At 63.4% G+C, this 17,104-nt stretch carries 16 protein-coding genes; 7 read left to right on the forward strand and 9 right to left on the reverse strand.

What is annotated here, in order from left to right; all coding sequences use genetic code 11:
• Positions 1 to 31: 31 nt before the first annotated feature.
• Positions 32 to 352: an antibiotic biosynthesis monooxygenase family protein gene (locus tag AC1ROT_RS18990; RefSeq protein ID WP_493000889.1), complete on the reverse strand. Its 321-nt coding sequence runs from the start codon at positions 350 to 352 to the stop codon at positions 32 to 34.
• A 131-nt stretch (positions 353 to 483) separates the two neighbouring features.
• Here AC1ROT_RS18990 and lon point away from each other — a divergent pair, with 131 nt between their 5' ends.
• From lon to AC1ROT_RS19015, 5 genes are all read left to right on the forward strand, one after another.
• Positions 484 to 2,898 carry an endopeptidase La gene (gene lon / locus AC1ROT_RS18995; protein WP_492970975.1) on the forward strand — a complete coding sequence of 805 codons (2,415 nt, stop codon included), beginning with the start codon at positions 484 to 486 and terminating at the stop codon, positions 2,896 to 2,898.
• Between the two features lie 29 nt (positions 2,899 to 2,927).
• The gene (locus AC1ROT_RS19000) at positions 2,928 to 3,200 is read left to right on the forward strand and encodes an HU family DNA-binding protein (RefSeq protein WP_492970974.1); all 273 of its coding nucleotides are present in this window, start codon (positions 2,928 to 2,930) and stop codon (positions 3,198 to 3,200) included.
• A gap of 142 nt (positions 3,201 to 3,342) precedes the next feature.
• The gene (locus AC1ROT_RS19005) at positions 3,343 to 4,941 is read left to right on the forward strand and encodes an FAD-dependent oxidoreductase (protein WP_493000891.1); all 1,599 of its coding nucleotides are present in this window, start codon (positions 3,343 to 3,345) and stop codon (positions 4,939 to 4,941) included.
• Positions 4,938 to 5,159, forward strand: coding sequence for a DUF2783 domain-containing protein (locus AC1ROT_RS19010; protein WP_492970972.1), 222 nt, complete (start codon positions 4,938 to 4,940; stop codon positions 5,157 to 5,159). Before AC1ROT_RS19005 ends, AC1ROT_RS19010 begins: the two co-directional genes overlap by 4 nt.
• Positions 5,159 to 6,109 (forward strand): MBL fold metallo-hydrolase, encoded by a 951-nt coding sequence (locus AC1ROT_RS19015; RefSeq protein WP_492970971.1) that lies wholly within the window; start codon positions 5,159 to 5,161, stop codon positions 6,107 to 6,109. Before AC1ROT_RS19010 ends, AC1ROT_RS19015 begins: the two co-directional genes overlap by 1 nt.
• Positions 6,110 to 6,120: 11 nt before the next feature.
• On the opposite strand, the gene AC1ROT_RS19020 is transcribed toward AC1ROT_RS19015, so the two are convergent.
• From AC1ROT_RS19020 to AC1ROT_RS19055, 8 genes are all read right to left on the reverse strand, one after another.
• Positions 6,121 to 6,957 carry an aldo/keto reductase gene (locus AC1ROT_RS19020; protein ID WP_493000893.1) on the reverse strand — a complete coding sequence of 279 codons (837 nt, stop codon included), beginning with the start codon at positions 6,955 to 6,957 and terminating at the stop codon, positions 6,121 to 6,123.
• Positions 6,958 to 6,987: 30 nt separating this feature from the next.
• Positions 6,988 to 7,953 (reverse strand): ABC transporter ATP-binding protein, encoded by a 966-nt coding sequence (locus tag AC1ROT_RS19025; protein WP_492970969.1) that lies wholly within the window; start codon positions 7,951 to 7,953, stop codon positions 6,988 to 6,990.
• Positions 7,946 to 8,929: an ABC transporter ATP-binding protein gene (locus tag AC1ROT_RS19030; RefSeq protein ID WP_493000895.1), complete on the reverse strand. Its 984-nt coding sequence runs from the start codon at positions 8,927 to 8,929 to the stop codon at positions 7,946 to 7,948. Before AC1ROT_RS19030 ends, AC1ROT_RS19025 begins: the two co-directional genes overlap by 8 nt.
• The gene (locus tag AC1ROT_RS19035; protein WP_493000897.1) at positions 8,926 to 9,840 is read right to left on the reverse strand and encodes an ABC transporter permease; all 915 of its coding nucleotides are present in this window, start codon (positions 9,838 to 9,840) and stop codon (positions 8,926 to 8,928) included. Before AC1ROT_RS19035 ends, AC1ROT_RS19030 begins: the two co-directional genes overlap by 4 nt.
• Positions 9,840 to 10,847: an ABC transporter permease gene (locus tag AC1ROT_RS19040; RefSeq protein ID WP_493000898.1), complete on the reverse strand. Its 1,008-nt coding sequence runs from the start codon at positions 10,845 to 10,847 to the stop codon at positions 9,840 to 9,842. Before AC1ROT_RS19040 ends, AC1ROT_RS19035 begins: the two co-directional genes overlap by 1 nt.
• A 59-nt stretch (positions 10,848 to 10,906) precedes the next feature.
• Positions 10,907 to 12,490 carry an ABC transporter substrate-binding protein gene (locus AC1ROT_RS19045; RefSeq protein ID WP_492970965.1) on the reverse strand — a complete coding sequence of 528 codons (1,584 nt, stop codon included), beginning with the start codon at positions 12,488 to 12,490 and terminating at the stop codon, positions 10,907 to 10,909.
• Positions 12,491 to 12,524: 34 nt separating this feature from the next.
• Positions 12,525 to 13,190, reverse strand: a complete 666-nt coding sequence (locus AC1ROT_RS19050; protein ID WP_492970964.1) for an AroM family protein — start codon at positions 13,188 to 13,190, stop codon at positions 12,525 to 12,527.
• A gap of 164 nt (positions 13,191 to 13,354) precedes the next feature.
• A complete protein-coding gene (locus tag AC1ROT_RS19055) occupies positions 13,355 to 14,281 on the reverse strand; it encodes an AroM family protein (RefSeq protein ID WP_493000900.1) in 927 nt (308 codons plus the stop codon).
• Between the two features lie 180 nt (positions 14,282 to 14,461).
• Here AC1ROT_RS19055 and AC1ROT_RS19060 point away from each other — a divergent pair, with 180 nt between their 5' ends.
• On the forward strand, positions 14,462 to 15,541 hold the full coding sequence (locus AC1ROT_RS19060; RefSeq protein WP_492970962.1) for an S-methyl thiohydantoin desulfurase family protein: 1,080 nt from the start codon (positions 14,462 to 14,464) through the stop codon (positions 15,539 to 15,541).
• Complete coding sequence (locus AC1ROT_RS19065; RefSeq protein WP_492970961.1) at positions 15,538 to 17,103, forward strand: hydantoinase/oxoprolinase N-terminal domain-containing protein; 1,566 nt, start codon at positions 15,538 to 15,540, stop codon at positions 17,101 to 17,103. Before AC1ROT_RS19060 ends, AC1ROT_RS19065 begins: the two co-directional genes overlap by 4 nt.
• Position 17,104: the final 1 nt, after the last annotated feature.

Raw genomic sequence — 17,104 nt, forward strand, 5'->3', positions numbered from 1 at the left:
GTTAACCCTGTTGATAAGTTGCGGGCCGCGCTCAGCCGAGTGGCGGCCCGTAATGTTCCACGACGGGAAAAGGCTCGTAGAATCCGTGCAGTAAGGCGCGCCACCGGCGGTAATCCTGCGATTGACGGAAGCCGGTTTCATGGGCCGCCAGTGTGACCCAGGTCACCAGCAGCAGGTATCTGTTTGGGTTTTCCACACAGGGCCTTATCTCGGCTTTCAGACAGCCGGGTTGGCGCCGGATCAGCGGCAAAGCCTCGCTGAGTGCGGTTTCAAAGGCCCGGGTCTGTCCGCCGCGAACGTCAAGCAGGGCCAGTTCCAGTATCTCGTTCGGTTGCGACTCGGGTTGTATCATCACTATGCCTTTTGTTGCAGGGACCGTGGCTTGACGGACCTTGCCGGAATTCCCATCTTAACTGCCATCAGGCGGCAAAATCGGGCGCCTTTCCGGCCTCCCAATAGCCGTCCTTCAGGATGAAGCCAAGCATGTTTACAGCACCCCGCGCCCAAGTCTTCCCTGTCCTGCCGCTGCGGGACATCGTCGTATTCCCCCACATGATCGTGCCGCTTTTTGTCGGTCGCGAGAAATCGGTGCGGGCGCTCGAAGATGTCATGAAGGACGATAAGCAGATCATGCTGGTCGCCCAGAAGAACGCCGGCCAGGACAATCCGAACCCCGAAGACATTCACACGGTCGGCACCATCGCCTCGGTGCTGCAGCTGCTGCGCCTGCCTGACGGCACCGTAAAGGTGCTGGTCGAGGGCAGCCAGCGCGCCAAGATCGTCAAGTTCAACGAGAACGCCGACTTCTTCCAGGTTCAGGCCGAAGTGGTGAGCGACGATGTCGGCGAAGGTCGCGAGATCGAAGCGCTGTCGCGTTCGGTGATCAACCAGTTCGAACAGTATGTGAAGCTGAACCGGAAGATTCCGCCGGAAGTCCTGGTGTCGCTGAACCAGATCGACGACGCCTCCAAGCTGGCCGACACGGTCGCCTCGCACCTGACCATCAAGATCAGCGACAAGCAGGAGCTGCTGGAAATCGCCAATGTGGTGGAACGCCTCGAGCGCGTCTACGCCATGATGGAAGGCGAGATCGGCGTGCTGCAGGTCGAGAAGAAGATCCGCTCGCGCGTGAAGCGCCAGATGGAGAAGACCCAGCGCGAATATTACCTCAACGAACAGCTCAAGGCGATCCAGAAGGAGCTGGGCGAGGGCGAGGACGGCCGCGACGAGGTGGCCGAGATCGAACTGCGCATCAAGAAGACCCGCCTGAGCAAGGAAGCCCGTGAAAAGGCCGTGGCTGAGGTGAAGAAGCTGCGCTCGATGAGCCCGATGTCGGCCGAAGCCACCGTCATCCGCAATTATCTCGACTGGATGCTGTCGATCCCGTGGGGCAAGCGCAGCAAGGTCAAGAAGGATATCAAGAACGCCGAGAAGGTGCTGAACGACGACCACTACGGTCTGGAGAAGGTCAAGGAGCGTATCCTTGAGTACCTCGCCGTGCAGCAGCGTTCGGGCAAGCTGAAAGGCCCGATCCTGTGCCTCGTCGGCCCGCCGGGCGTCGGCAAGACCTCGCTGGGCAAGTCGATCGCCCGCTCGACCGGCCGCAACTTCGTGCGCGTGTCGCTCGGCGGCGTGCGTGACGAAGCCGAAATCCGTGGCCATCGCCGCACCTATATCGGCTCGATGCCCGGCAAGGTCGTGCAGTCGATGAAGAAGGCGAAGACCAACAATCCGCTCTTCCTGCTCGACGAGATCGACAAGATGGGCCAGGACTTCCGCGGCGATCCGTCCTCGGCGCTGCTGGAAGTGCTCGACCCTGAGCAGAACAGCACCTTCAGCGATCACTATCTCGAGGTCGATTACGATCTTTCGGACGTGATGTTCATCTGCACGGCCAACAGCCTGCGCATGCCGCAGCCGCTGCTGGATCGTATGGAGATCATCCGCATCCCGGGTTACACCGAAGATGAGAAGATCGAGATCGCGAAGCGCCATCTGATCAATAAGCAGATCGAAGCCGCCGGCCTGAAGAAGGGCGAGTGGTCGATCACGGACGAGGCCCTGCGCGACTTGGTTCGCTATTACACCCGTGAGGCCGGCGTGCGTTCGCTGGAGCGCGAGCTGGCCAACCTGGCCCGCAAGGCGGTGAAGGAAATCCTGTCGAAGGGCGTGAAGTCGGTGAAGGTCACGCCGAAGAACCTCGACAAGTATGCCGGCGTGCGTCGTCACCGCTATGGCGAAGCCGAGCTGGAGGATCTGATCGGCACGGTCACCGGCCTGGCCTGGACGGAAGTGGGCGGCGAGCTACTGACCATCGAAGCGGTGATGCTGCCCGGCAAGGGCCGCATGACCATCACCGGCAAGCTGGGCGAAGTGATGCAGGAATCCGTGCAGGCCGCACGCTCCTTCGTGCGCGCCCGGGCGGTGGCCTTCGGCATCAAGCCGCCGATCTTCGACAAGCGGGATATCCATATCCACGTGCCGGAGGGGGCGACCCCGAAGGACGGCCCCTCGGCCGGCGTGGCCATGGTCACCTCGATCGTCTCGGTGCTGACGGGCATCCCGGTCCGCAAGGACGTGGCGATGACTGGCGAGGTCACCCTGCGGGGCCGGGTCCTGCCCATCGGCGGCCTCAAGGAGAAGCTTCTGGCGGCCCATCGCGGCGGCATCAAGAAGGTTCTGATCCCGAAGGAGAACGAAAAGGACCTGGTCGAGATCCCGGACAATGTCAAAAAGGGTCTCGAAATCGTCCCGGTGGCCACCTGTGAGGAGGTTCTCAAGCACGCTTTAGTGGCGGAATTGAAACCAATTGAGTGGGCAGACGTTGACGATTTGAACAAACCTGCGGTGGTCGAGCCGGAAGGCGAAGGCGACCGTGAGGGCATGGTCAAGCATTGACCGCAGGCAGCAGTCCGGAGGGCGCCAGCGTGAATAAACAGGACCTGATGGCCCAGGTGCGCGACAGCGCGGGCCTCAGCAAGGAACAGGCGGAACGGGCCGTGGAATCGGTCTTCGACCTTATCACCGAGGCGCTTCGCCGCGGGGATGAGGTCCGGATCGTTGGCTTCGGCAGCTTCTTCGTGGGAACCCGGGCGGCAAGCCCGGGCCGTAACCCACGAACCGGTGAGCGGATCGATCTGCCGCCGACGAAGCAGCCGAAATTCCGCGCCGGCAAGACGCTGAAGGAGGCGGTCGGCTGACCGCGTCGGTTTCTTTCTGATCAAACCGCAGGGCCGTGCCTTCCAGGAGGCGCGGCCCTTGCTTTTCCACCCCTCGCTTTTCTGCGGTCCGCTGGGCAGTATTGACGGATACCGGAAGCAATCCGGATCGGGTGGAACGCGGATGGGTGTCGATTACCAGACCCTGACCCTGGAATATCGCCGCGCGCCGGATCAGGACGCGGCGATCCCGGCCGTGCACCCTGTGGCGATCGTGGGGGCGGGGCCGGTGGGGCTGACGCTGGCCATCGATCTGGCCCAGCGCGGCGTGCCGGTCGTGCTGCTGGACGACAGTAACCGGCTGTCGTCGGGCTCGCGCGCCATCTGCTTCGCCAAACGCTCGCTCGAGATTTTCGACCGCCTCGGCTGCGGCCAGCGCTTGGTCGACAAGGGTGTGTCGTGGAATGTCGGCAAGGTCTTCTTCCGCGACGATATCGCCTACAGCTTCGACCTGCTGCCCGATCCCGGTCATCACCGTCCGGCCTTCATCAATCTTCAGCAGTATTATGTCGAAGGCTATCTGACCGATCATGCCGGCAGCCTGGACAACCTCGATATCCGCTGGCTCAACAAGGTGGTTGCGGTCACCCAGAACGCGGATCATGCCGAGATCGTCATCGAGACGCCGGACGGGACATATCGTCTGCGCTGCCGGTATCTCGTCGCCTGCGATGGCGCCCGCAGTCCCGTGCGCGGACAGCTCGGGTTGGAAAGCAAGGGAAGGGTGTTTAACGACCGCTTCCTGATTGCCGATGTGAAGATGACGGCGGCCTTTCCCACCGAACGCTGGTTCTGGTTCGATCCGCCGTTCCATCGCAATCAGTCCGTGCTGCTGCACCGCCAGCCCGATGATGTCTGGCGCATTGATTTCCAGCTTGGGCGCGACGCCGATCCTGAAGCGGAAAAACAGCCGGAGCGCGTCATCCCGCGTATCAGGGCACTGCTGGGTGAGGATGTCGCCTTCACCCTGGAATGGGTGAGCGTCTACACCTTCGCCTGTTCGCGGATGGATACATTCCGCCATGGTCGCGTGCTGTTTGCTGGCGACAGCGCCCATGGCGTATCGCCGTTCGGTGCCCGCGGCGCCAACAGCGGTATCCAGGATGCCGACAACCTGGCCTGGAAACTGGCGCTGGTGCTGGAGGGCGCGGCGCCGGATCGGCTGCTGGATAGCTATGCCGCCGAACGCGAATACGCTGCCGACGAGAATATCCTGCATTCGACGCGGGCCACCGATTTCATCTCGCCGACCAGCGCCGTCAGCCGGGTCTTCCGCGATGCGACGCTGCAGCTGGCGAAAGACTGTGCCTTTGCCCGTCGCCTGGTGAACAGCGGTCGCCTGTCGGTGCCGGCCGTGCTGAAAGAGTCCACCCTCAATACCCAGGATACCGACAGCTTCGCCGGTCCGATGGTGCCGGGCGCGCCGGCCGCCGATGCGCCAGTGCGGGTGCATCGCAAAGATGGCTGGCTGCTGGAGCAGCTCGGGCGGGATTTCACCCTGCTGCATTTCGGTCGCCAGGCGCCAGCCGATTGCCCGGTGCCGGTCCTGCGCATCGGGCCGGATGCGGTCGAGGATGCCGCTGGCCTGCTGCAGCAGCGTTTCGATGCGCGGGAGGGCACGACCTATCTGCTGCGGCCGGACCAGCATGTCTGCGCCCGCTGGCGCCATTACGATCCGGCCCTGGTGCGCGCCGCCCTCAACCGTGCCATGGGTAAGCCATGACGCTGAACACGGACCCCGCCATCGCCGAGCCGGATGAATTCTACGCCGCGCTGATCGAGATGCATCGCGGCCTGACGCCGGCGCAGAGCGAAATGGCCAATGCGCGGCTGATCCTGCTGCTGGCTAACCATATCGGCGACCTTGACGTTCTAAAGGATGCGCTGGCCAGGGCGCGAACCGGATTGCCCGCAGTCTCTAGTCCCCAGGGAGAAGAATGATGTCGAAGAATTTCGCCTCGACCGCCGACACCGAAGAAAAGGTTGTCACCTTCAGCCAGCTGGGCGAGGGGCTGTATGCTTTCACGGCCCAGGGGGACCCCAATACCGGCGTCATCGTCGGCGATGATGGCGTGATGGTGATCGACACCCAGGCGACGCCGAAGATGGCCGGGCAGGTGATCGAGTATATCCGCAAGGTGACCGACAAGCCGATCAAGTATGTGCTGCTGACCCATTACCACGCGGTGCGCGTGCTGGGCGCTTCGGCCTACCGGCCCGAACAGATTCTCGCTTCGGAGGCGACCCGCAGCCTGATCGTCGAGCGCGGCAAGGAAGACTGGGATTCGGAATATGGCCGCTTCCCGCGTCTGTTTCGCGCCGCCGAAAGCATCCCGGGCCTGACCTGGCCGACCATGACCTTCCCGCAGAAATTCACTCTCTACATGGGCAAGCGCCGGGTCGAGATCATGCATCTGGGCCGCGGGCATACGGCCGGCGATACGGTGGCCTGGGTTCCCGATGCCGGCGTGCTGTTTTCCGGCGATCTGGTCGAATACCACTCGGCCTGCTATTGCGGCGATGCCCATTTCAGGGATTGGCCACAGACGCTCGACAAGATCGCGGCGTTCAATGCCAAGGCCCTGGTGCCCGGCCGGGGCGATGCGCTGGGCAATCCGAAGGCGGTGGGCGACGGCCTGCAACTGACCCGCGACTTCCTGACGACGCTGTACGGCTCGGTTTCGGAAAGCGCGGCCAAGGGCCTGCCTCTGAAAGAAGCCTTCGATCGCTGCAACGATGCGATGCGGCCGCGCTTCGGCAACTTTGCCATTTTCGACCACTGCCAGCCCTTCAATGTGGCGCGCGCCTATGACGAAGCGCTGGGGCTGGATCATCCGCGCATCTGGACGGCAGAGCGCGACCAGCAGATGTGGGCCGCCTTGAATCAGTAGGGGCGCGGCGTCTAGAGCATTTCCAGCGGCTGCGCCCTGGTCGGTTTCGGAAAGGCCTGGTCCAGGGCGGCGAGGTCTTCCGCTGTCAGGGTGATACCCGTCGCCGCACGATTGTCGCGCACATGCTGCTCGGCGGTGGCTTTCGGGATGGCGATGATGCCCGGCTGACGCAGCAGCCAGGAGAGCGCGATCTGTGCTGCAGTCGCCTGATGTCGCGCGGCGACCTCCAGCAGAGTCCTGTTCTTCAGCAGTCGCCCCTGTTCGATGGGGGAATAGGCCATCACCGGCATACCCTGCTTCTGCGCGGTTGGCAGCAGGTCGTATTCGATGCCACGGCGGGTGAGATTGTAGAGCACCTGGTTGGTGGCGCAGGCGGCACCCGGCGGCAGGGCCTGCATGTCGCGGGGATCGAAATTGCTGACGCCCCAATAGCGGATCTTGCCGGCCTGCCGGAGGTCCTCGAAGGCGGCAACGGTATCGGCCAGCGGATGGGACCCCCTCCAATGCAGCAGATAAAGGTCGATACGGTCGGTGCCCAGTCGCTTCAGACTGCGCTCGCAGGCCTGAATGGTGCCGCGCCGGCTGGCATTCTGCGGCAGCACCTTGCTGATCAGAAACACGCCGTCGCGGTGGCCCTTGATCGCTTCGCCGGTCAGGGTCTCGGCGCCGCCATCGGCATACATTTCGGCGGTATCGATCAGGGTCATGCCCAGATCGATACCGAGCCGCAGCGCGTCAATCTCGGCCTGACGCAGCTTCGGCTGTTCGGCCATGTTCCAGGTGCCCTGGCCGAGCGCCGGCACGGTTTCACCCGAAGGCAGGGTCACGGCAGGGATTGCAGCGGTCATCCGGATCCTCCGCAGCGATGCGGCCGCGGTTCAGCGCGGCTGGCGGGCGAAGCAGGCGCAGAGATGGTCCGGCGTGACGGGTGCGAGGGCCGGCTGCTGCGACTGGCAGAGCGGCAGCATAACTTCGGGGCAGCGGGTGTGAAAGCGGCAGCCGGGCGGCATGCGGCTGGCGGTGGGGATATCGCCGCCGAGCAGGCCGAGCGGCGTCGCCGCCGCAAGCCGTGGCACGGCCGCCATCAGGGCGCGGGTATAGGGGTGCTGCGGTGTGTCGAAGACGCTGGCGGCAGGGCCCTGTTCCAGCACCGAGCCCAGATACATCACGGCGACCCGGTCGCAGAGATACCGCACGACCGCAAGGTTGTGCGAGATGAAGATGTAGGTGAGCTTGAGCTCCTGCTGCAGGTCCTTCAGGAAGCTCAGGATCTGCGCCTGCACGGAAACATCCAGCGCCGAGGTCGGCTCGTCCAGGATCAGCAGGCGCGGATTGAGTGCCACGGCGCGGGCGATGCAGACGCGCTGCTTCTGTCCGCCGGACAGTTCATGCGGATAGCGATAGATGAAGGTCTGCGGCAGGCGAACCAGATCCATCAGCCTGGCGACCCGCGCGATCAGGGCCTGGCCGCGCAGCCCTTCCTGCACGATCAGCGGTTCGGCGATGGCATCGAAGATGGTATGCCGGCCGTTCAGCGCCGAATGCGGATTCTGGAAGACGATCTGCATCTCGCGCCGCAGGCGCCGCAATGGCTCGCCCTCCAGTGTGGTGATGTCCTGTCCGTCGAACAGGATGCGGCCGGCGGTGGGATCGGTCAGGCGCAGCAGCAGCTTGGCGATGGTGGATTTGCCCGAACCAGACTCGCCCACCACGCCGAGCGACTCCCCCGGCATCACATGCAGATCGATGCCATCCACGGCCTTGACCGTGGCGGTGGAGAAGGAGCCGCGTTTGACGGTGTAGTGTTTGGTGAGGCCTTCGGCCTTCAGCAGCGGATCACGCATGATGGCAGGCCACACGGTGACGGGGCGCCAGTTCGCGCAGCAGCGGCTTTTCCATGCGGCAGCGGTCACTGGCCAGCGGGCAGCGCGGATGGAAGCGGCAGCCCGGCGGTGGGTTGAGCAGATTGGGGATGCTGCCGGGAATGCCGGTCAGTTCTGCCTCGCCGCCAGTGATATCTGGGAGGGCCGCGAGCAGGCCACGGGTATAGGGATGGCGCGGTTGCGCCAGCAGGTCGGCCGTGGGCGCGTCTTCCACGACTGTGCCAGCATACATTACGGCGATGCGTTTGCAGATCGCGGCCACGGCACCCAGATCGTGGCTGATCATGATGACCGCCAGTTTCAGGCGCTGCACCAGATCGTCGATCAGAGCCAGAACCTGGGCCTGGATGGTGACGTCCAGCGCCGTCGTCGGTTCATCGGCGATCAGAAGGCGGGGCGAGCCGCTGAGCGCCATGGCGATCAGCACACGCTGACGCATACCGCCCGAGAGCTGGTGCGGATAGCGGTTGAGCAGGTCGGCGGCATCGGGCAGGCGCACCAGTTCCAGCATACGGGTGGCATGGGCGCGTATGTCAGAACGGCTCAGGCGTTGGGCAGGGGCTTTGGTCGACTGCTGGGCGGCGATGACGTCGCAGATCTGCTGCCCGATGGTGAGCACCGGGTTGAGGAAGGTCATCGGGTCCTGGAAAATCATGGCGATGCGCTGGCCGCGGATCGCGCGCCAGTCGGCGGGGCCGGATTTCAGCAGATCGCGGCCCTCAAAGGTGATTGCGCCGGATACCGGCCGTGCCGGTGGCGCCGGCAGCAGGCCCATAATGCTTTTGGCCAAGACCGACTTGCCGCAACCGGTCTCACCGACAATGCCGAGCGTCTCGCCCTCGACGAGTTCGAGGTCAATTCCATCAAGCACCTTATAGGCGCCATCGAAGGTATCGAAGTCGAGACGGTAGTCGCGGATATCGAGCAGGGCGGTCATCGGCCGCGGCTCTTCGGATCGAGAATGTCGCGCAGGCCATCGCCGAACAGGTTGAAACCCAGAACGGTCAGGTAGATTGCCAGGCCGGGGAACAGCGCATACCACCACCAGTCGGGCATGTAGCTGCGTGCCACGCTGATCATGGCGCCCCATTCCGGGCTCGGCGGCTTGGCGCCGAGGCCGATAAAGCCAAGGCTGGCGGCCGAAAGGATCGCCATGCCCATATCCATACTGGCCTTGACGATCAGCGGCGAGACGCAGTTGGGCAGGATGTGGTGAAACAGGATGCGCGGCGTACGGGCTCCGATGGCACGTGCGGCTTCGATATAGAGCTCTTCCTTGAGCGCCAGTGTCTTGCTGTCGATCAGCCGCACATAGCCGGGCCACCAGACCAGTGAGAGCGCGATCACGCAGTTGGTGATGCCGGGGCCGAGCGAGGCGACGATGGCGAGTGCCAGCGCCAGGCCGGGCACGGAGAGGAATATGTCGGTGAGCCGCATGATCACCTCGCGGATGCGGCCGCCCATATAGCCGGCGACGATGCCCAGCGGCACACCGATCAGGGCCGCGACGCCCGTGATGATCAGGCCGATCCACAGCGAGGTTCGGGTGCCGACGATCACCCGGCTCAGGATGTCGTTGCCCATCTCGTCGGTGCCGAAAGGATGTGTCATCGAGGGCGGCTGGAGGCGCTGGTCCAGCTTTACGGCACCCATGGTGTCTTCCGGATAGGGTGCGAGGCTCGGCCCGGCGGCGGCCAGGATCAGGAACAGCAGGACCAGAAACAGTCCGAGCATCGACGAGAAGCTGCGGCTGAACAGATGGGCATAGAGGCGCCATTGCCGGATGGTGCCGGCATGGCGTTCGCGCCAGCCCATGGGCGCCACAGCGGGGGGAAGGTCGGTCGCCATCACTGTTCCCGCAGGCGCGGATCGAGCCAGCCATAGGCCAGATCGATCAGGAAGTTGATGAACATGAAGCAGAAGCCGATCATCAGGGTGACGCCGAGCACCGGCTTGAAATCGGAGTAGAGCGCAGACTGGACGGCGTAGAGGCCGATGCCCGGCCAGTCGAACACAGTCTCGACCAGCACCGTGCTACCCAGCATCCAGCCGAAACGCAGGCCGATGATCGCGAGCGTTGGCAGCATCGCGTTCTTGAGCGCGTAGACGGCGACGATACGCAGCGCCGGGATGCCGTTGGCTTTGGCGGCGACGATGTAATCCGATTGCAGGACTTCAATCATCTCGGCGCGGTTGACGCGCAGGATCGAGGCCAGACAGGGGAAGGACAGCACCAGCGCCGGCATGATGATGTGATGCAGGGCTTCGAGGAAGGTGTCGAATTCACCGCGCAGCAGGCTGTCGACCAGGTACAGATGCGTGATCGGTTCCGGCGGTGGCGTAATCAGTTCAAGCCGGCCCGAAACCGGCAGCCATTCCAGATGCACGGCGAAATAGAGTTGCAGCAGCAAGCCGAACCAGAAGGCGGGCAGGGCGACGCCGGAGACCGAGAAGATGCGGGCGGTATGGTCGATCCAGCTGTCCCGGTAAACCGCCGACAGCATGCCGAAGGGAACGCCGACGAGGATGCCGAGACCCATGGCCACCAGAACCAGTTCGAAGGTGGCCGGGAAATAGCGCAGCAATTCGTCGACCACCGGCTTGGTCGAGACGATGGAGCGGCCAAGATCGCCGCGCAGTACGCCGCCGGCATAGAGCACGAACTGTTCCGGTAATGACTTGTCGAGGCCGTATTCGCGGCGGATGGTCTCGACCATGTCCTGGGTGGCGTTCTGGCCGGCCATCAGCTTGGCCGGATCGCCTGGGGCCACATTGGTGACCATGAACATGATTGTCAGCAGGCCGAACAGCATGAAGCTGAACAACAGCAGCCGTTTGCCGACAAATAGGAGCATGGGGCACTTTCCGTTTCGGGCGGCCGGCCGTGGCAGCCGGCCGCCCTACGTTACGCTGCTTACTTGGCGTCGATCCAGAGCGGATACAGGTCGACTTCGCCGGTGAACCGGACCGGACTGAACACGAAGCCCTTCAGATAGTCGCGATGGGCCCAGCGGCGGTTCTGGATCATGCCGAAGACTTCCGGCTGGTCAGCCACGATCTTCTTCTGAATTTCGGCATAAAGCGGCGCGCGCTCTTCCCACTTGCCCAGCCCGCGCGCCTTGTCGATCAGCGCGTTGACCTCCGGGTTGTCGTAGTGGCTCATGGCGAAATACTGGCCCCAGGCACTGCGGTGATACTGGTAGGCCACCGAGTCCGGGTCGGTCGAGATCGGTGTGACGAACACGCTGGTCATATGCGGGGCCGTGTCCGGTTTCGAACCCTTGGCCACCATATTCGGCCACTGTTCCGGAATCACGTTCACCTTGATGTTCAGCTTCGACAGGTTATCGAGCAGAACGAGGCCGATGCGGCGGGCCTCTTCCAGGCCGGCGACGTGATAGTAGTCCAGTTCGATGCCGCCATTGGGCGTCGCCGTCTTGGCCAGGTATTCCTTGGCCTTGGCCAAGTCCATCTTCGGACGATCCGGCACGTCGATATGGCCCTGCATGCCACGCGGGAAGGGGCTGGTTTCCAGGATCGCGGCACCGTTATAGACCTTGATCAGAGCCTCATAATCCATGGCATAGGCAATCGCCTTGCGCAGGTTGATATCCTTGGTCGGGCCCTGCTGGGTATTCATCTTGATGCCGAAGGTGGTCATGCCGGCCGGATCCTGCACGACGATGCCCTTCTGCTTCTTCATCTGGTCGAAGTCGTCCGGCGTCAGGCCCTCGACGATATCGGCCTCGCCACGCTGCACGGCGGCCTTCTGGGCGGCGGGTTCGCGGATGATCTTGTAGATCACGCCGGCCGGGCGGTTCTTCTCGCCCTGCGGCCAACCCTTCCAGTAGTCATCCACGGCTACCAGTTCATGCAGCACGTTCTGTTCCCAGCGCTTCTGCTTGAACGGGCCGCTGCCGGCCGAATTTTCGGTCAGCCACTTCTGGCCGTAATCGCCATCGACCTCGTTGGCCTTCACCTGCTTGGGGTTGACGATATACCACCACGGAATCCAGCTGATGAACGGTGCGTAGGACTGCTTCAGGGTAAAGCGGACAGTATGCGCATCCACCACCTCGATGCCCGAAGGGTCGAGAAAGTCCTTCAGCATCCAGGCCACGCCCTTGTTGAGCTTCAGGCCGCGCTCGAAGGAATACCGCACCGCTTCGGCATCCACCGGATCGCCGTTGTGGAATTTGGCATTCTTGACCAGATGGAAGGTCCAGGTTTTGGTATCGGCGCTGGATTCCCACTTCTCGGCCAGCCAGGGCTCGATCTTGGCCGGGTTGCCGACATACTTGGCCATCGCATCATAGATGCCCTGCTGCATCATGCGGGTCGACCAGTCGTAGCGCACATGCGGGTCCAGAACCGGCACCTGCTGGCGGCCACCGAAAACGATGACCTTGCGATCGCCGACCCGCTCGAAGGCGGCGGCCGGCAGGGCCGCAGATGACAGCAGCGCGGCGGCGAGGCCGAGCATGACAAATTTCTTCATGGCAGAAACTCCTTCCCCTCTTGGATTCTGAAAATCAGATGATCTGCTGCACGGCACCGGCGACAATGCGACGGGCCAGCAGCACAGGCTTCTTAGTGACGGCGGCGGTTTTGGTCCGCATCGCCTCGGAGTACCCCATGCAATGCATGACGATGAGGTCGCAATCGGCGACCTCCTGAGCGGCCGTTTCCAGGCGATCGCCGCTATAGGGCGAATAGTGGGTCGCTTTCACCTTGCGCCCATCATCGGACTGGACGTGAAATTCCTTCACCTGGCGTTCCAGGGGCAGGATCACGCCGAGATTCTGGCAGCCGAGCGACAGCGCATCGACCGTGGCATCGACCACGCGCTGCGATTCGATCAGCAGGGTCTTGCTGCCCAGATGCTCGAAATGGCCGGTGCAGAGCAGGGTGATGGCGTCGAATTTCTCGGCGTCGAGCCGGTCGAACAGCGTCTGCAGGCGGTCGCGGGTCTGCATCTTGCCGATCACCACTTCGCTGCCATCGCGCATGCGGGTGCACAGGCTGGCCTCGCCCGGCGCCGGAGCCATGGTGGCCACCTCGGCGGCGCTGAGATCGTCCAGGGCACCAAACTCCACCGCCTCAACCTGGCTGCCAACCCGCTCAAGGATTTCCGGCGTCAGGTCGATGCGCGGAGACTGGCCGATGGTGACGAAGGCGATACGTGAGGTGCGCGACATAAGCGGCCTTCCCGGTTGGCTGGAGACTCCTGATCTGCAGCAGGAAGGCTATGCGAAGGCCGGTACAGGACAAAATACGGATGAACACCTAAGCGGCCGGCCGGGCCTGCGTCTTTTTTGTGCGCTGCGGTAAAAAATCGGGCCGGAAAGAGTTCGGGCGGCCGTCAGTGATCGGCGTGCTGCGAGGCGAGAACCAGCCGGATCAGGGCGCCAACCGAGGCAGCTCCCATCTTTTCCATCATCTTGGCGCGATGGATTTCCACCGTGCGCGGACTGATATCAAGCTGGCGCGCAATGGCCTTGTTAGACAGCCCTTCCGCCACCAGGGACATCACCTGACGCTCGCGCGGGGTCAGCCTGCCGATGCGCTCATCCATCTCGTGGTTGACCCGCGGCTTTTCCACGGCGGGGGCCGATGTTCGCATGCCGGGGTCCAGCAGCAGGCGGATGGCGCCGGCCACCATGCGGCGGGCGAGGATCACCTGTTTGCCGGTATGCCGGGTGACGATGCCACGGTCGGCCTCGGTGAACCCGACCGAATTGAGCACGATCAGGTCGCAGGAATCGAGGTCGGTGGCGGCCTCGCGCAGGCTGTCGGCCACGCCGCTTTCGGCATAGCTGAAGCGCAGCGACAGGCCGGGTACCGAATAGCCGGCATTCTCGGCGATCTGCCGGTGCGTCGGGTAGATCACCCCCACGGTCTGGCCGGCCGCTGCAATGGCATCGATAGAGGCCTCCATGGCGCGCTGGGCGTTCACCATGGGGCAGGGACTTTCGAATTCCTTGAACAGGCCGGTCGACAGGATCACCACCAGATCGAAGCGCGTGCTGTCGAGCGAGCGGCAGATCGTTTCCAGTCGCTCGGTGATCCGGGGCTTGGAGACCAGCACCTCGCGCCCGTCACGCAGGCGGGTGACCAGGCAGTATTCGTCGGCACGGGGGGTAAGGTCGGCGATTTCGGCCTCGCTGAGGCCGTCGAGCGCGCCAAACTCCTCGACTTCCAGCGGAATCGGCATATGGGCCATAATGTCGGGCAGCACATCGGCCCGCGGCGTCTGGCCGACGGTCAGGCTGGCCACACGGCGAAGCAATGATGAATTCGTGGGCAAAAATGCCGTCCCGCGCTCAGCAATCATACTGTCATCTAAGCCCCTCTGCGCTGGGGGGACAAGCCTTTACTAAGTATCGATCCTGATACCCGAGTACGGGATTTGCGGCGTAGCGTGGCCACCATTGGATTCGGCAGAAGTCGGGATAAGGATTGGGGGCGCATGATGCGCGAAATCGGCGAGCATGAGATCGAACCACTGGCCATCGGTGCCTGGATTCTGGGGACCGGCGGTGGCGGCAGCCCGTATCTCAACTACCTGAACCTGCGCAAGCTATATGCCCAGGGTCATCGCGTTTCACTGATGGACCCGATGGACCTGAAAGACGACGATCTGGTGGCCGTGGTGTCCAATATGGGCGCGCCGCTGGTGGGGCAGGAACGGCTGAACGATCCGGCGACGGCTGCCCGTGCCGTCGAGATGATGGAAGAATATCTCGGCAAGAAATTCCGCGCCGTAATGAGCGTGGAGATCGGCGGCGGCAACGGGTTGCAGCCCCTGCTGGTGGCGGCCCAGATGCGGGTGCCGGTGGTGGATGCCGATGCCATGGGCCGGGCCTATCCGGAAGCCCAGATGACCAGCTTTGCCATTGGCGACCTGCCGATGTACCCGCTCAGCCTTTGCGATGTGCGCGGCCATGAAACCTTCGTCACCAAGGTGACGACCTGGAAATGGATGGAGCGGATCAGCCGCAAGATCTGCGTCGAGGTCGGGTCGATTGCCTCCACCTGCAAGGCGCCGCGCAGCGGCAAGGAAGTCAAGCAGTGGGGCATCCACTACACCACGACCAAGGCGATCCGGATCGGCGAGGCCGTTCTGAAGGCGCGCAAGGCGCATAGCGATCCGATTGCTGCCGTGCTGGCGCTGGAAGGCGGCAAGGAAGTCTTCAAGGGCAAGATTTCCGACGTGCAGCGCCGGGCCACGGAAGGCTTCCTGCGCGGCAAGGCCACTATCGAGGGCCTGGACGCCAATCGCGGCAAAAGCATGGTGCTGGACTTCCAGAACGAATTCACCGTCGGCGCCGTGAATGGTGAAGCGGTGGTGATGACGCCGGACTTGATCTGCGTGCTGGACACGGTGTCGGGTGACGCCATCGGCACCGAGACCCTGCGCTATGGCCAACGCGTCACTGTGATCGCCCTGCCGGCCCCGGCAGTGCTGACCACCGGCAAGGGCCTGCAGCATGTGGGGCCGCGGGCCTTCGGTTACGATCTCGAATTCAAATCGGTATTTGCAGCATGAAACGCATTGGCATTGATGTGGGCGGCACCAACACGGACGCTGTTCTGGTTGAGAACAGCACGGTCGTTGCCGCCATCAAGACGGGAACGACCCAGGATGTCATGTCCGGCGTTGTGCAGAGCCTGAAGCAGTTGCTGCAGAAGGCTGGCGACCGCATCGCCGGCATCGAGGCCGTGATGATCGGCACCACGCATTTCGTCAATGCGGTGGTGCAACGGCGCGACCTGATCCGCGTGGCTGCCATCCGGATCAGTTTGCCGGCTTCGCAATCGCTGGAACCGATGATCGACTGGCCGCAGGATTTGCGTGAAACCGTCGATCCGATGATCTTCATGGTCGAGGGCGGCCATGAATACGATGGCCGCATGTTCATGCCGCTGGACGAGGATGCGGTACGCGATGCGGCACGCCGTATCCGCGATGCGGGCATTCGTTCCATCGGTATTTCCGCTACCTTCTCGCCATTGACCGCCGAGCATGAGCTGCGGGCGGCCGAGGTCGTGCGGGAAGTCTATCCCGAAGCCTCCATCACCTTGTCGCATACGCTCGGCCGTATCGGTCTACTGGAACGCGAAAACGTGACTCTGCTCAATGCCTGTCTGGTTGAGCTCGGCCGCAAGACCACCGATGCTTTCAAGGCTGCGTTGGCCGGTGCCGGCATTCGCGCGCCGTTCTATCTGACCCAGAATGACGGCACTGTGATGCTGGCGGATGTGGCAGCTGAATTCCCAGTCTACAGCTTTGCTTCCGGCCCGACCAATTCGATGCGTGGCGCCGCTTTTCTCACCCGGGTGGAAGACGCCATGGTGATCGATGTCGGCGGCACCACCAGCGATATCGGCTGCCTGGTACACGGTTTCCCGCGCGAAGCCAACAATGTGGTGGAAATCGGTGGTGTGCGTACGCTGTTCCGCATGCCCGATCTGCTCTCGCTCGGTCTTGGCGGCGGCACATTGATCACCGAGAATCCGTTGACGGTTGGACCGCGCAGCGTCGGTTACAAACTGCCGCAGGAGGCGCTGGTCTTCGGCGGCAAGACGCTGACCAGCACGGATATCGGTGTCGCTGCCGGATTGATCGATCTGGGCGACAAGGGGCGGGTGAAGCACCTGTCGCGCAGCCTGGTCGATAGCGCCCTGAAGCGTATGACCGAGATGCTCGAAGAGGGCGTCGATCGGATGAAGACCCAGGCCGATGATGTCACCCTGATCGCGGCCGGTGGTGGCGCTTTCCTGATTCCGGAAAAGCTCGCCGGTGTGGGCAAGGTGCTGCATGTGGAGCATTCCTCGGTCGCCAATGCCGTGGGCGCCGCCATTGCGCAGGTATCGGGCGAGATCGACCAGGTGTTCAGCGGCCTGAGCCGCGACGAGGCTCTGTCACGGGCCCGGGGCCTGGCCGAAGAGAAAGCGGTCCATGGCGGCGCCGATGGTCGCACCCTGAAGCTGGTCGAGATCGAGGATCTGCCGATCGCCTACCTGCCGGGGAATGCCATGCGCGTCCGCGTCCGTGTGGTGGGCGATATTGCCGAACCTGACGCCAGCCCGGTCAAAAAAGCCGGCTGAC

The sequence above is a fragment of the Ferrovibrio sp. GW821-FHT12E11 genome (genome assembly GCF_058806975.1).